The sequence below is a fragment of the Methylobacterium sp. 285MFTsu5.1 genome (assembly GCF_000383455.1).
In the GTDB taxonomy this organism is placed as follows: Bacteria; Pseudomonadota; Alphaproteobacteria; order Rhizobiales; family Beijerinckiaceae; genus Methylobacterium.
The window spans coordinates 81,592-96,529 of record NZ_KB911273.1; the positions used below are offsets into that span (position 1 = coordinate 81,592).

13 protein-coding genes are annotated in these 14,938 nt (G+C 72.2%); 6 read left to right on the plus strand and 7 right to left on the minus strand.

All coding sequences use genetic code 11. The features are described 5' to 3' along the window. The first annotated feature begins 263 nt into the window (after window positions 1-263). A complete protein-coding gene (locus H288_RS0108985; RefSeq protein ID WP_020092251.1) occupies window positions 264-524 on the plus strand; it encodes a hypothetical protein in 261 nt (86 codons plus the stop codon). 175 nt (window positions 525-699) lie between these two features. Here the strand turns inward: H288_RS0108985 and H288_RS0108995 are convergent, their stop codons facing one another. Next, on the minus strand, window positions 700-2,067 hold the full coding sequence (locus H288_RS0108995) for a glycosyltransferase (RefSeq protein ID WP_234082876.1): 1,368 nt from the start codon (window positions 2,065-2,067) through the stop codon (window positions 700-702). A gap of 440 nt (window positions 2,068-2,507) precedes the next feature. Between H288_RS0108995 and dnaE the strand changes: the two genes are divergently transcribed. Beyond that, window positions 2,508-6,038, plus strand: coding sequence for a DNA polymerase III subunit alpha (gene dnaE, locus H288_RS0109005; RefSeq protein WP_020092255.1), 3,531 nt, complete (start codon window positions 2,508-2,510; stop codon window positions 6,036-6,038). Window positions 6,039-6,231: 193 nt separating this feature from the next. Here the strand turns inward: dnaE and H288_RS0109010 are convergent, their stop codons facing one another. Continuing rightward, complete coding sequence (locus H288_RS0109010; RefSeq protein ID WP_020092256.1) at window positions 6,232-6,906, minus strand: L,D-transpeptidase; 675 nt, start codon at window positions 6,904-6,906, stop codon at window positions 6,232-6,234. 101 nt (window positions 6,907-7,007) lie between these two features. On the opposite strand from H288_RS0109010, the gene H288_RS0109015 reads away from it, so the two are divergent. Next, on the plus strand, window positions 7,008-7,919 hold the full coding sequence (locus H288_RS0109015) for a LysR family transcriptional regulator (protein ID WP_020092257.1): 912 nt from the start codon (window positions 7,008-7,010) through the stop codon (window positions 7,917-7,919). A gap of 64 nt (window positions 7,920-7,983) precedes the next feature. On the opposite strand, the gene H288_RS0109020 is transcribed toward H288_RS0109015, so the two are convergent. After that, entirely contained in the window at window positions 7,984-8,607 is a 624-nt protein-coding gene (locus H288_RS0109020) for a hypothetical protein (RefSeq protein WP_020092258.1), read from the minus strand. Window positions 8,608-8,782: 175 nt separating this feature from the next. On the opposite strand from H288_RS0109020, the gene H288_RS35605 reads away from it, so the two are divergent. After that, window positions 8,783-8,926, plus strand: coding sequence for a hypothetical protein (locus H288_RS35605; RefSeq protein ID WP_020092259.1), 144 nt, complete (start codon window positions 8,783-8,785; stop codon window positions 8,924-8,926). Between the two features lie 69 nt (window positions 8,927-8,995). On the opposite strand, the gene H288_RS0109030 is transcribed toward H288_RS35605, so the two are convergent. Together H288_RS0109030 and H288_RS0109035 are read right to left on the minus strand one after the other, a co-directional pair. After that, entirely contained in the window at window positions 8,996-9,691 is a 696-nt protein-coding gene (locus H288_RS0109030) for a gamma-glutamylcyclotransferase (protein ID WP_020092260.1), read from the minus strand. 20 nt (window positions 9,692-9,711) lie between these two features. Then, window positions 9,712-10,134 (minus strand): hypothetical protein, encoded by a 423-nt coding sequence (locus H288_RS0109035; RefSeq protein WP_020092261.1) that lies wholly within the window; start codon window positions 10,132-10,134, stop codon window positions 9,712-9,714. A gap of 136 nt (window positions 10,135-10,270) precedes the next feature. On the opposite strand from H288_RS0109035, the gene recO reads away from it, so the two are divergent. After that, window positions 10,271-10,990 carry a DNA repair protein RecO gene (gene recO / locus H288_RS0109040; protein WP_020092262.1) on the plus strand — a complete coding sequence of 240 codons (720 nt, stop codon included), beginning with the start codon at window positions 10,271-10,273 and terminating at the stop codon, window positions 10,988-10,990. A 175-nt stretch (window positions 10,991-11,165) separates the two neighbouring features. Continuing rightward, entirely contained in the window at window positions 11,166-13,412 is a 2,247-nt protein-coding gene (gene parC / locus H288_RS0109045; protein ID WP_020092263.1) for a DNA topoisomerase IV subunit A, read from the plus strand. A gap of 286 nt (window positions 13,413-13,698) precedes the next feature. Here parC and H288_RS0109055 read toward each other — a convergent pair whose 3' ends face one another. Both H288_RS0109055 and H288_RS0109060 read right to left on the minus strand, forming a co-directional pair. After that, the gene (locus H288_RS0109055) at window positions 13,699-13,947 is read right to left on the minus strand and encodes a hypothetical protein (RefSeq protein WP_020092265.1); all 249 of its coding nucleotides are present in this window, start codon (window positions 13,945-13,947) and stop codon (window positions 13,699-13,701) included. A gap of 73 nt (window positions 13,948-14,020) precedes the next feature. After that, window positions 14,021-14,902 (minus strand): AlkA N-terminal domain-containing protein, encoded by an 882-nt coding sequence (locus H288_RS0109060; RefSeq protein ID WP_020092266.1) that lies wholly within the window; start codon window positions 14,900-14,902, stop codon window positions 14,021-14,023. Window positions 14,903-14,938: the final 36 nt, after the last annotated feature.

Consider the following 14,938-nt stretch of genomic DNA (forward strand, 5'->3'; position numbering starts at 1 on the left):
CGCAGATATGGCACGCGCGGCGGCGCGCCCCTTGCACGCCGCGCCCCGGCAGCCTCGATCAACCACAGGGCGCATCGCTCCCGGCCCGCGACGCCAGCCGGACCGCAGACCTCCGAGCCCCGCAAGTGCACGCGCTCTTTAATCCGTTGCGCCGCGTGCGACGCGTCACGTCGCGGAAGACACCGGGCCCCTATCTTGTGATCACGCAAGACAAAACAGAGCCGAACAACCGGTCTGTACTGCGTTATCTCTGGAGCCTGACCATGAAGACCCGTATCGCCGCAGCCGTCACCGCACTTGTCCTTGGCGTTGCCCCGATCTCGTCCGCTCTGGCGGCGAACGGCGCCCGCTGGACGGGCCTCGCTCCCTACGAGGTCGAGACCACGGGCTCGCTCGGACTGGGGGTCCACGACAATCCCAACTACGTCGGCTGCCCGCTGAGCTCGGCCGCCGAGGGCAACGCCGACCAGCAGACCCGGCCGGTGAAGCAGTACGGCCAGACCTCCGGCGGCTACCGCTGCTGAGCCGACGCGAGGACGGATGAAGCTCAAGGCTCTCTCCTACGTCATGATCGGCGCCTTCGTGAGCGGCCTGCTCATGACGTTCGTCGGTTCGGCCACCGCGCTGCTCGGGCAGTAATCGAAAGGGCGCCGCTTCCGTCGGAGGGGGCGCCCCCCCCGCGTTCGGGCAGCCGGCGGGTCAGGACGCGCGGGACGGGCCGGGACCGGACTCGGCGGCCGTCAGCCGCTCGACGTAGTCGCAGGCGTCGAGGACGGCGTCGCGGCCGTCCGCCATCCGCGCCCGGGCCGCCGCGCAGGCCCGCGTCACCGCGGGGTCGGCGAGCAGCCGGCCGAGGACCCGCGCCGCCCGCGCGGGCCGGAAGGCGCGGCGGCTCAGGGTGGCGCCGAGATCCCGATCCTTCAGCCGCCGCCCCTCGTCGAAATGGTCGAAGGCCACGGGCACCACCAGCTGCGGGACGCCCGCGGCCAGCGCCTGCGCCACCGTGCCGACGCCGCCGTGGTGGACCAGCGCCGCGCTGCGCGGCAGCAGGGCGCTCAGGGGGGCGTAGGGCAGGTGGATGATCCCGGCCGGCAGCGGCTTCGGGATCTGCCCCCCCTGCGGGGCGAGCAGGACGCCGCGCCGGCCCATGCGCCGGCACAGCCGCACCGCAGTGTCGAAGAAGCCGGCGCCCTGGCGCATGGCCGAGCCGTAGGTGAACACGATCGGCGGGTCGCCCGCCTCGAGGAACGCTTCCAGCTCCGGCGGCATGGACGCCACGTCGCCGAACCGGTCGACCAGCGGGAAGCCGAGCTGCACCGCCTGGCCCGGCCAGTCGGCCTGGGGCTCCGCGTACCAGTCGGGGAACATCAGGAGCATGCCGGTCGGGCTGTTCCACCAGTGCCGCAGCCGGTAGACCGGATCGAGGCCGAGACGCGCCCGCAGGGCGTTCAGCGGCGGGAGGGTGAACGGGCCGACCGCCACCTTGTCGACGCCGAGATTCACGTAGGCTCGCAGGGCGGCCGGCAGGACGCGCGGCAGCGGCAGGCCCGGCAGGCGCGGCGGATCGTACCGGCTCTCGATCAGGAACGGCATGACGTGCAGCGTCGCGGTCGGCAGATCGTAGAGGTCCTGCGCGAGCCGCGCCCCCCAGCCCAGCGGCGAGGCGACCACCCGCAGGTCGATCCCCCGGGCGCGGGTCGCGCCGAGCCACAGGCAGGCCGGCTCGGCCACCCGCAGGGCGTAGTCGAACATCGGGCGGAACCCCTGCTGCGGGTGCCACAGATCCGGCTGGCGGATCACCGCCTCGTAATCGGCGACCGTGCCCAGGGGCTGGAAGGCGAGGCCGGCCCGGCGGGCCATCGCCTCGAACGGGGCCGGGGCCGCCAGCGAGACGCCGTGGCCGCGCTTCAGGAGCTCGTGCCCCAGCGCGATGAACGGAAGCACATCGCCGTGTGTGCCGACGGCCACGAGGGCGACGTCGAACCGTTCGACCGTCCGGTGCTCGGGAATGGCTTGCTCCTTCGAACTCCCCAGCCGGTGACGAGCTCGTCTTGAAGGCGGGGGCATGCCAGCCCGCCCGATCCGCATCAAGACACTTTTTACCCTGTCGAAGAAACGGGGCCGCCCTGTGACCCGCAGACCCTTTCCATAGAACAAAACATGAACATACTAGGGCCGGAACACAGGAGGCAGGTCGATGCTGAAGCGGGTGATCCTGACCGGAGTGGTCGAGTTCATGGCGTTCGGGATGCTGTTCGCGGCGGTGGGCGCCTGGGCGATAGCCTTGGCACCGGTTCGTTAGCCGGATTTTTCCGAAGACTGCCCGGTTCCGTCCGCGGACGGGTTATGCACAGGCGATCGCCCCGTAGGCGCCGATTGTCCACAGGGCTGGGCCGAACTGGTGCTTCCGGGGCACGACCGGTGGATATCGTCCGCCGGCGGCGCGGCGCACGTCGACTTGAGGCCGGCGAGCGGGGATGCTGCCCGACCCCGGAACAAGGTCGGCCATGCCACGCCAGCTCAAGGAGGTCGGATTCGTCCACCTCCACGTCCACTCGTCCTATTCCCTGCTCGAAGGGGCGCTGAAGGTCGGCTCCCTGATCAAGGCGGCGGTCGCCGACAGGCAGCCGGCCCTGGCCCTGACCGACACCAACAACCTGTTCGGCGCGCTGGAATTCTCCGAGAAGGCGGCCGGGGAGGGCGTCCAGCCGATCGCCGGCGTGCAGCTCTCGGTGGCGTTCGAGGCCGCGGACCCGCACCAGCGTCAGGCGCCGACCAGCCACGGCATCGTGCTCCTCGCCCAGGACGAGACCGGCTACGCCAATCTGCTGCGGCTGGCGAGCCGCGCCTATTTCGACACGGCCCTCGGCGAGGCGCCGCGCCTCGATGCCGGAGCGCTCGCGGGCGCCTCCGAGGGGCTGATCGCGCTCACCGGCGGGATGGCGGGCCCCCTCGACGCGGCCTTCCGGGCGGGCCGGCCGGAGCTCGCCCTCAACCGCCTGAAGCGCCTGAAGGAGACGTTCGGCGAGGACCGGCTCTACGTGGAGATCCAGCGCCACGGCCAGTCCGAGGAGGCGCGGATCGAGACCGCGCTCCTCGACCTCGCCGGTCGCCACGGCCTCGGGATCGTGGCGACGAACGAGCCCTACTTCGCCAAGCCCGACGACTACGACGCCCACGACGCGCTGCTCGCCATCGCGGAGGGCCGCCTCGTCTCGGACGAGCGCCGCCGCCGCCTGACACCGAGCCACGCCTTCAAGACCCGGGCCGAGATGGCCGAGCTGTTCCGCGACCTGCCGGACGCGCTCCAGGCGACGGTCGAGATCGCCATGCGCTGCGCCGTCCGTGCGCGGACCCGCAAGCCGATCCTGCCGAATTTCGGCGCCGTGGCGGCCGGCGAGACGCCGCCCATGGCGGAGGCCCTGGCGGAGGCCCTGGCGGAGGCGTCCGACGCGGGCGCGCGGGCGGTCTCGGCCGACGAGCCGACCGAGCTGCGCCGGCAGGCCGAGGCCGGGCTGGAGTTGCGCCTGAAGCAGCACGGCACGGCGCCGGGCTTCTCCGAGGAGGATTACCGCAAGCGCCTCGAGTTCGAGCTCGACGTCATCGTCAAGATGAAGTTCCCGGGCTACTTCCTGATCGTCTCCGACTTCATCAAGTGGGCCAAGGACCACGACATCCCGGTCGGTCCGGGCCGCGGCTCGGGCGCCGGCTCGCTGGTGGCGTGGTCGCTGCTCATCACCGACCTCGACCCGCTCCGGTTCGGCCTGCTGTTCGAGCGCTTCCTCAACCCCGAGCGCGTCTCGATGCCGGATTTCGACATCGACTTCTGCGTCGAGGGCCGGGAGCGGGTGATCCGCTACGTGCAGCAGCGCTACGGCGAGGGGCAGGTCGGGCAGATCATCACCTTCGGCACGCTGCTCGCCCGCGGCGTGCTGCGCGACGTCGGCCGCGTCCTGGAGATGCCCTACGGGCAGGTCGACAAGCTGACCAAGCTCGTGCCGCAGAACCCCGCCAACCCGGTGACGCTCGCCCAGGCCATCGAGGGCGAGCCCAAGCTCCAGCAGGCCATGGAGGAGGAGCCGATCGTCGGCCGCCTCATCGACATCTCCAAGAAGCTCGAGGGCCTGCACCGGCACGCCTCGACCCACGCCGCCGGCGTGGTGATCGGCGATCGGCCGCTCGAGGAGCTGGTCCCGCTCTACCGGGACCCGAAGACCGGCATGCGGGTCACCCAGTTCAACATGAAGTGGGTCGAGCAGGCGGGGCTGGTGAAGTTCGACTTCCTGGGCCTCAAGACCCTGACGATGCTGCGGTGCTGCACCGATCTGCTGAAGCAGCGCGGCATCGACATCGACCTCGCCTCGCTGCCGCTCGACGACCCGAACACCTACGGGCCGATGGGCCGGGGCGAGACGGTCGGCGTGTTCCAGGTGGAATCGGCCGGCATGCGCAAGGCGCTCTGCGAGATGCAGGCCGACCGGCTGGAGGACATCATCGCCCTGGTGGCGCTCTACCGGCCGGGCCCGATGGCCAACATCCCGGTCTACTGCGAGCGCAAGCTCGGCCGCGACGCCGGCAACGAGGCGTCCTGGTACCCGGATCCGAAGCTGGAGCCGATGCTGAAGGAGACCTTCGGCATCATCGTCTACCAGGAACAGGTGATGGAGATCGCCAAGGTGCTCGCCGGCTACTCGCTCGGCGAGGCCGACATGCTCCGGCGCGCCATGGGCAAGAAGATCCGCGCCGAGATGGACGCGCAGCGCGACCGGTTCCTCAAGGGCTGCACCGAGCGCGGGCTGACCAAGGCCAAGGCCAACGAGATCTTCGACCTGCTCGCCAAGTTCGCCGATTACGGCTTCAACAAGAGCCACGCGGCGGCCTACGCGCTGCTGACCTACCAGACCGCCTACCTGAAGGCGAACTTCCCGGTCGAGTTCCTGGCGGCCGCCATGACCCTCGACATCGACAACACCGACAAGCTGGCCGAATTCCGCCAGGACGCGCAGCGCCTGAAGATCACGGTCGAGCCGCCCTCGATCAACACCTCCGGCGAGGTCTTCGCGGTGCGCGACGGCAAGATCTTCTATGCGCTGGCCGCCATCAAGGGCGTCGGCCGCGAGGCGGTGCGGGCGCTGGTGGAGGCCCGCGGCGACCGGCCGTTCAAGGATCTCGCCTGCCTCGCCCGCCGGCTGAACCCGCGGATGATCAACAAGCGCACCCTGGAGAGCCTCGTCCAGGCCGGGGCGCTCGACTGCATCGAGCCCGACCGCGCGCGCGCCTTCGCGGCGGTGGAGCCGATGATGAAGCTCGCCGCCAGCGCGGCGGAGGCGGAATCGGCCGGCGTCACCGACATGTTCGGCGGCGTGGTGGCGGACGACGTGTCCCTGCGGATCCCGCCGCACGAGATCTGGCCGATGGCCGACACGCTCAAGCGCGAGTACGCGGCGATCGGCTTCTTCATCTCGGGCCATCCGCTCGACGAGTACGGCGACCTCTTGGACAAGCTGCGGGTGCAGAGCTGGACGGATTTCTGCCGCGCCGTGCGGGCCGGGACGTCGAGCGTCGGCCGCGTGGCGGCCTCGGTGCTCGACCGGGCGGAGCGGCGGACCAAGACCGGCAACAAGATGGGCATCGTCACCCTGTCGGACCGGACCGCGCATTTCGAGGCGATCATCTTCTCCGAGGGGCTCGGCCAGTACCGCGACATCCTGGAACCGGGCCGACCGCTGGTTCTGCAGCTCCAGGCGAACCTGGAGGGCGAGGACGTGCGCGCCCGCATCCTCACCGCGGAACCCCTCGACCAAGCGGTCGCCCGCCACCAGAAGGGCATCCGCATCCATCTGAGCGACCCGCGCGGCGTCGCGCCCGTGCAGCAGCGCCTGTCGATGCGGGGCGAGAGCGAGGTCTCGCTGATCCTCAAGCTCGACGGCGGCGAGCGCGAGGTGGAGATCCGGCTGCCGGGCAAGTTCCAGGCGAGCCCGGCGCTCGCCGGCCAGCTCCGGACCGTGCCCGGGGTGGTGCAGGTGGAGGTGAGCTGAGGGGCGGCTGATACCAAGCGCGTGTGGGTTCGGTTGGCCCGCGCCGTCTTCGCGAGCGGAGCGAAGCGATCCAGGGACGCGCCACGCTCGATGAGGGCGCGCGACACGGGGTTGCTTCGCTCCGCTCGCAAGGACGGGTGGGCTTTTGTGAGTTCTGTCGCCGGGAATTGTAGGTGCGTGCCCGTCGAGGCCCTCAGCTCGCCGCCGTCCCGCTGGCTGCCAGCACCACCGCCCGGCTCCCCACCGGCACGCGGGCGTACAGGTCGATGATGTCCTGGTTCAGGAACCGGACGCAGCCCGACGACACCATCGTGCCGATGGTCTGCGGCTCCGTGGTGCCGTGCAGGCGGTAGAGCGTGTCGCCTCCGTCCCGATAGAGGTAGAGCGCCCGCGGACCGAGCGGATTGCCGGCCCCGCCGGGCAGGCCGCCGGCATAGGGCCCGTAGCGCTCGGGCTCCCGCTTGATCATGGCCTGGGTCGGCGTCCAGCGCGGCCATTCGGCCTTGCGGGCGATGACGGCCGCGCCTCGGAAGTTGAACGCCTCATCGCGACCGACGCCCACGCCGTAGCGGATGGCGCGCCCGCCCTCGCGCACGAGGTAGGCGTAGCGCGCCGAAGGATCGACCACGATCGTGCCCGGCGGCTCGGCCGTGGCGTAGGCCACCTCCCGGCGCAGGAAGCGCGGGTCTATCGCGGACAGGTCCACCGCCGGCACGGGGAAGGGCTCGCCGTCGAGCGCGGCGTAGAGGGCCGTGTAGGCCGGGTCGACGGGCGGGCGCAGCGCGGCGACGGGGCGCGGCTCGCGGGTGACGCAGCCGGCGACGAGCAGGGGCGTGCCGGCGAGCAGGCTGCGGCGGGTCGGAAACATCGATGCTGCGCTCCAAGGTCTGGCGACGACGCACAGAACCGCCACGCGGCCGCCCCGTCCATCGGCTATGGGGTGATCGCACCCATAACCGGATGGCATCCATGGATCTGACGCTGGCCCTGCGCGCGTTCCTCCGGACCGTCGAGCGCGGCTCGATGACCGCGGCCGCGCGCGACCTCGCGGTGTCGCAGCCGGCGATCAGCAAGCATCTGCGCAATCTGGAGGCCCAGGTCGGCGCGCGGCTCCTCGAACGGTCCGCGCGGCTGGTGCGTCCGACCCAGCAGGGCCAGCGGCTCTACGCGGCCTGTCAGCCCGCGCTCGCCACGATCGACGCCGCCCTGGAAGATGCCCGCACCGAGGCTGGCCGCATCGAAGGCCGGCTGCGGCTGCACGCGCCCGCCTGCATCGGGGCGGCCCATCTGCACCGGATCGTGGCGGCGTTCCAGGCCGAGAATCCGCGGGTCACGGTCGATCTCGTGCTGGACAACCGGCTGATCGACCTCGTCTACGAGGATTACGACCTCGCGCTCCGCTACGGCCGGCCCCACGGGCAGGACGTCGTGACGCGGCGGCTCGGCTGGGTGCGCCGCATCCTGGTCGCCGCCCCGGCATACTTGGCGCGGGCCGGCGGCATCGACGCGCCCGGGCAGATCGCCGACCGGGCCCTCGTGACGACCACGTCGGCCCTGGACGACCGGAACACGCTCGTACTCCAGCACGGGCGCGAGACGCTGAGCCTCGCCGTCCGCCCGGCCCTGCGGACCAACAGCGCGGAGGTGCTGTTGGCCGAACTGCGCGCGGGACGGTACATGGGCCCGGTCCAGCACCTGCTGGTCGCCGAGGACTTGGCGGCCGGCCACCTCGTCCGCGTCCTGCCCGCGTACGAGGTGCGGTCGACGGACGCCTATCTGGTCTACCCTTCGGTCCGCCACATGCGCCCGGTCGTCCGCGCATTCACCGATTTCGCCGTGCCGCGCATCCGCGCCATCGAGGGGATCAGCCACGCCGGTTGACCAGCTCCGGTGCGCTGCGGCCGCGACGAACGGGCCGGGGTGGCCGACCGCCGCGATCGCGACCCTAGAACGGCGCCGCGAGGCAGCCGCTCAGGGCGCCCTTCAGCGCGGCGGCGTCGGCCTCCGCCACCGTGAACGTGGCCGTCAGGGTCGGGTCCTCGCCGCGCGGGCTCGCCTGCGTCCAGGTCAGCTTCGTCCCGGGCTGGACGAGGGCCAGGGCGACCCCGCGCAGCGGATCCTCGCCGCGGCGCGCGCCCGCCACCGTCAGCGTGAAGCCCGCATCGGCCCCGGTCGCGGCGCCGCGGACCGGCATGCGCACGGAGCGCACGCTGCCGGCGCTGGAGACCAGGAGGCCGGTCAGGGGCTTCTCGCTGTCGGCCCCTTCGAGGCCCGCGAAATCGAAGCGCGGCGCCAGTTCGGCGAAGCGCGGCACGGTCAGCGCCGCCGACAGGCCGGTGCCGCCCGGATCGCAGGCGACGTGCAGGGTCGCCGGCCGCTGGTCCGCCGCGAGGGTCGCGGTGCCGCTCAAGTCCGCGCTGCCGCCGGGCGCCCGGGCGCTGCCGGCGAGCAGGGGGGTCCGGCCGGTCAGGATGTCGGACAGGCTGTCGCCGCGGCTCAGCGGCCCGGCAAGCAGAGCAACGGCGGCGATGACGACCACCGCCAGGGCCACGCCGATCCGGAGCCGCATCCCATCCTCCGCCTGTGGACATCACGGGCCGGCGGCATAGACGATCGCGGCCGCATCGCAACCCTCCGTTCACCACGTCCGCAGGGAATCGTCCGCCGGCGCGCCCGCGTGCACTGCAGCAACTCGGTAAAAACCGATCGTTCCTATGCACCGACGCTCAACCTTGAGCGTCGCCATGCGCACGAAGATCCTGCTCGTCCTCACCCTCCTCGTCTACGTCACCACCGGCCGCGCCCCCGGCATCCGGGAGCCGCGCAATCCGGACGCGGAGCACGGCGGCGGGCGCCTCGTGGTCGCGACCAAGCGGGCCTGGATCTGAACCGCTGCCCGGTCGACGCGACCGTCCTCGCGAGCACGGCTGCACCGACGCGCTCGACAGGAGACGGTCTCACCCCCCGGGCGCGCAGGCCCTGAGGCGCGCGGCCACGAGGGCCTGGAGGCTCCAGAGGTGGCGGTCGCGGATGCCGAGGCGCTCGCAGGCCTCCACGGTCCGGAACAGGTACTCGGCGCTCGGCCCTTTGTGGCCGCAGGCCGCGGCGATCTTCTCGGCGATCTCGGAATCCGAGAGGCGTCCGGCGTAGCGGTCGCTGGCGCGGTTCGCCAGGAAGGTCAGGGCCGGGACGGTCCCGGCCTCGGTGGCGACCGGCAGCCAGCGGGCGACGTAGCCGCGGCCGCGCATCTCGCGGCGCCAGACCGGCATCAGCGCCTCGCGGATCTCCATGCCGGGCAGGCGGAAGGCCACGCCCCGGCACAGGCCGCCGCGGTCCAGCGCCAGGACGAAGCCCGGCCGTTCCGGCGTGCCGCGGAACCGCCGCTGGAGCAGGCAGAAGCGGCGGTGGAAGCCGCGCACCGTCCCGATCCGGCGCTCGGCCACCGGGAATTCCGGGTTCCACATCAGCGAGCCGTAGGCGAAGACCCAGAGGTCGCTGCCCTCGCGCCCGGCGACGATCGCGTCGAGCCCCGGGCGCAACTCGGCGTCCGACAGAACCTCGAGCGCGCTCGGGTCGTCGGGGATCGGGACGGAATGGGCGCGGGCGATCAGGTCGAGGCTGAGGTCGAGGGTGCGGACGGACGCGGCGGGCATAGGCCCTCAACGCCCGGGCCTCACGGCTTGTTGCCCAGCGCGTCGAGTTCGGGGAAGGGCCGGGTGCGGTGTCCGGTGCAGACCTCGTCGTCGTCGAGCACCGTGAGCCGGTCGTTGTCGTAGCGCAGCGCCACCCTCGGGCGCTCGGGCTTGCCGAAGGTCCGGCCGTACATCCGGCTCGACACGCAGTAGATCACCCGGCCGCCCTCGGCGATCGGCCCGGCGATCCGGCTGCCCGCGAACCGCACCGGCAGCAGCGAGACCGCGCCGAAATCGACCTGCCTCAGCGCCAGGGCGGCGATCCGCCGGAGGAGGGCCGGGGAGGGGTCGGCCTCGGCGGCGGGCTCGGCGGCGGGCTTCGGTGCGCGCGGCGCGGCCTGCGCGCCGGCGGCGAGGAGGACCAGCAGGGCGGCGAGGGCGGCGAGGGCGGCGCGGAGCGGCATCGGTCATCGCTATCCGGCCAAGGTTGCCCGAGGCTGGGACCGCGCGGGGCAGCGCCGGCGGCCGCGGCCCCCTATATGAGAGACAGGCGCGGAGCGCGCCTCTCACCCGATCCCTCACACGAAGACGCGACGTTCGATGCAGTGGACCGACGACGCCCTGGTGCTCGGCCTGCGCCGGCACGGGGAGACCGGCGTCATCCTCGAGGCCATGACCGAGGCCCACGGGCGCCATCTCGGCCTCGTGCACGGTGGGCGCTCGCGCCGGATGCAGCCCGTGCTGCAGGCCGGGAACCGGGTCCGCGTGACGTGGCGGGCGCGCCTCGACGAGGGTCTCGGCGCCTACGCGGTCGAGCCCCTGGACTCGCAGGTCTCGCGGCTGATCGGGTCGAGCCTCGCCCTCTACGGCATGAACCACATGGCCGCGCTTCTGCGGCTCCTCCCCGAGCGCGACCCGCATCCGGCGCTCTACGCGGCGGCGGGGATCCTGGTCGAGCACCTCGACGACCCCGCCATCGCCCCGCCCCTGATGGTGCGGTTCGAGCTGGCGATCCTGTCGGAACTCGGCTTCGGCCTCGACCTCACCGCCTGCGCGGCCACCGGCGGCAACGACGCCCTGGCCTACGTGTCGCCGAAGAGCGGCCGGGCGGTCAGCGCCTCGGCGGGCGAGCCCTACCGGGACCGCCTGCTGGCGCTCCCGACCTTCCTGCACGCGGGCGGATCCCCGGGTCCCGACGGCGTTGCCCAAGGGTTTACCTTGACGGGGTACTTCCTCGACCGGCACGTCTGGGGCCCCCGCGGCCTCGGGCCGCCCGAGGAGCGGGCGCGATTCGTTGCGCTCGGCCGCGAGGCCGGGTAATGTTCGTGTTCTGTTCTTAATGCCCCGTCGTCGTTCCGGGTGCCGAAGGCGCGCCCGGAATCCAGAACCACCGTCCGCGCGCACGCGCGGGACGTCGGCGGCTCTGGATTCCGGGTCCCGCTGCGCGGCCCCGGAATGACGGCGCGCGGTGAAGACGTTGTAGTGAGGAGCCGTCATGGGCCAGCCCTTCGAGCCGCCGTCCGGCGACGGGATCGAGAGCGTCGAGCTGAAATCCGCGCTGGAGGAGCGCTACCTCGCCTACGCGCTCTCCACGATCATGCACCGGGCCCTTCCGGATGCCCGCGACGGGTTGAAGCCCGTGCATCGGCGCATCCTGTACGGGATGCGGCTGCTGCGCCTCGACCCGACCACCGCGCACAAGAAGTGCGCCAAGATCGTCGGCGACGTGATGGGCGACTTCCATCCCCACGGCGACCAGGCGATCTACGACGCCCTGGTGCGGCTCAGCCAGGACTTCGCCCAGCGCTACCCCCTGGTCGACGGCCAGGGCAATTTCGGCAACATCGACGGCGACGGTCCCGCGGCCTACCGCTACACCGAGGCGCGGCTCACCGAGGTCGCGCGCCTCCTGCTGGACGGGATCGACGAGGACACGGTCGACTTCCGCCCGTCCTACAACGGCGAGAAGGAGGAGCCGATCGTCCTGCCGGCGGCCTTCCCGAACCTGCTCGCCAACGGCAGCCAGGGCATCGCGGTCGGCATGGCGACCTCGATCCCGCCGCACAACGCCGCCGAGCTATGCGACGCGGCGCTCTACCTGATCAACCATCCCGAGGCGACCTCGGGGCAGCTCGCCAAGTTCGTCCAGGGGCCGGACTTCCCGACCGGCGGCATCCTCGTCGACTCGGCCGAGTCGATCGCCGAGGCCTACCGGACCGGGCGGGGCGCCTTCCGGGTCCGCGCCCGCTGGGCCAAGGAGGATCTCGGCCGCGGCACCTGGAACATCGTCGTCACCGAGATTCCCTACGGCATCCCGAAGGGCCGGCTGATCGAGAAGATGGCCGAGCTGCTGCAGGAGAAGAAGCTGCCGCTGCTGGCTGACGTGCGCGACGAGTCGGCCGAGGACGTGCGCGTGGTGCTGGAGCCGCGCTCGCGCACGGTCGACCCGGTGATCCTGATGGAATCGCTGTTCCGGCTCACGGAACTCGAGACCCGCATCCCGCTCAACCTCAACGTCCTGGTCGGCGGCCTCGTGCCGAAGGTGATCGGGCTCGCCGAGTGCCTGCGCGAGTGGGTCGACCACCGCCGCGTGGTCCTGCAGCGCCGCTCGCGCTACCGCCTCGGCCAGATCGACCGGCGCCTCGAGATCCTGGGCGGCCTGCTCATTGTCTACCTCGACCTCGACGAGGTGATCCGGATCATCCGCGAGGAGGACGAGCCGAAGGCCGCCCTCATGGCCCGGTTCGAGCTGACCGAGCTCCAGGCCAACGCGATCCTCGACACCCGGCTGCGCTCCCTGCGCAAGCTGGAGGAGATGGAGCTGAAGCGCGAGTTCGAGGCGCTGACCGCCGAGAAGGCCGAGATCGACGCCCTGCTCGCCTCCGAGCCGGCGCAGTGGAAGGCGATCCAGGCGCAGATCCGCGCGGTGAAGAAGACCTTCGGGCCCGAGACCAAGCTCGGCAAGCGCCGCACGACGCTGGCGAGCCCGCCGGATGTCGGCGGCATCGACTTCACGGCGGCCCTGGTCGAGCGCGAGCCGATCACCGTGATCGTCTCGACCAAGGGCTGGATCCGGGCGCTCAAGGGCCACGTCGCCGATCTCTCGGGCGTCGCGTTCAAGGGCGACGACACCCTGAAGATCGCCTTCCCGACCGAGACGACCCAGAAGATCCTGCTGCTCGCCACCAACGGCAAGGTGTTCACGCTCGAGGCCTCGAAGCTGCCGGGCGGCCGCGGCTTCGGCGACCCGGTCCGGCTGATGGCCGACCTCGACGACGGCACCGAGATCGTGGCGGCGCTGCCGTACCGGCCGGAGACCAAGCTGCTGATCGCCGGCTCGGACGGACGCGGCTTCGTGGCGCCCGCCGACGCGCTCGTGGCCAACACCCGCAAGGGCAAGAGCGTGCTCGGCCTCGACGGCGACGCCACGGCCGCCGTGCTGGTGCCGGCCGACGGCGATCACGTGGCGGTGGTGAACACCGAGAAGCTGCTGCTGGTCTTCCCGGTCTCCGAGGTGGCGGAGCTCGCCCGCGGCAAGGGGGTCCGGCTGCAGCGCTGCCGCAGCGGGACGCTGCTCGACGCGCACGTGTTCAAGCTCGCCGACGGCCTGCCCTGGCAGGACGGCTCGGCCGAGGGCCGGCTCGCGAACGCGTCGGTGCTGGAGAAGTGGCTCGGCCACCGCGCCGAGGTCGGGCTGATGATGGCGCGCAGCTTCCCGAAATTCGAGCGGTTCGGACGGTGAGGAGCCGCGGAGGGTGAAGGATTCCCGACCCACCACCTCATCCTGAGATGCCGGAGAGGAGTCGCCTCGGGGGGAGACCTCCGGTCAGCCGCGCAATCCCTGGAGCCCGCCTTCGAGGCGGCTCCGCCGCCCCTCGAGATGCGGGCGCGATTGGGAGTGTCTGGAACGGTTCCCGCGGTGCGGAGGGCCAGTCCTCAATGCGCCCGCTGGGCGAGCCAGAGCGCACCGAAGGCTAGCACGCCGCCGCCGATCGGAACCGCGAGCAGGAGAAGAAGCTGAGCTGTCGTCATGGGCGAAGGTTCCGCAATGCGCGCCTCACAGCCCAATGTATGGCGCCACTCATGATCCAGCAAACCACCATGGCGATGAGCACGGGCGCGAAGTGCGGACGATCCGACAGGGCAGTCGAGATGAACGGCGCGAAACCGCCGACGGCGAAGATCGCGACCGCGAGGCCGTTGGCGTAGGTGGCCGTGAACTTGATCCGCTCGTTCGCAACAAGCGTGTCGCGCGCTTCGCTGTCCGCTTCCGACATCGAACCTGAGCCCCCCGGCCGGCCGCAAGCTTAGCCGATATCGGCGATGCGGAACATGAACCTCTCGGTCGCCTCATCGCCCCGTCGCGGACGCTTCGTCCGCCGCCCAGAGGTGCTGCGCCGCGTAGGCCCGGAACGGGCGCCACGCCTCGGCCCGCGCCAGCAGCTCCGCAGGACTGGGACGCCCGGTGGCCCCCTCCAGCGCCCGCAGCAGCCCGACATCGCCCACCGGCAGGGCGTCCGGCAGCTTGAGCGCCCGCATGGCGATGTACTGCGCCGTCCAGGGACCGATCCCGCGGATCGCCGTGAAGCGCAGCACCGCGGCCTCGAGCGACTCCGCCGGGGCGAACAGGTCCGGATCGGCCAGCGCCGCCGCGGCCAGCGCCCGGATCGCCGCGCCGCGGGCCCGCGGCATGTTGAGCGCCAGGGCGACGTCCGCCTCGACCAGATCGGTCGGCGCGGGAAACACGTGGGTCAGACCGCCTGCCGGCTCCGCCAGCGGCGTCCCGAACGCCGCCACCAGCCTGCCCGCGAGCCCGATCGCGGCCGCCACCGAGACCTGCTGGCCGAGGATCGCCCGGCAGCCGGTCTCGAACGGGTCCCAGGCCCCCGGCAGGCGCAGACCCGGCCGCGCCGCGACGAGCGGGGCCAGGACGGGGTCCCCGCCGAGGCAGGCCGCGACGGCGGCCGGATCGGCGTCGCAGTCGAACAGGCGGCGCAGGCGTCCCGCGACGGCCTCTTCGTGCCCGGCCTCGACGCCGCGCAGCGCGACGTGCAGGCAATCCGCGCCCGGTGCCACCGTCAGGAGCCCGTGCCGCCCCGCGACGCTGATCGTGCGCGCGTAGGAAGCCGCGGGATCCGTCGTCTCGACGCCCGGGATCGCCCGCTTGGCGAGGAACGCGCGGATCGCCGGCCAGTCGTAGGGCGGCCGGACGGGCAGGCGGCGTTCGATCACCTCCGCGAACGCGAAGGGCGGCCTCTCGGCCGCCCC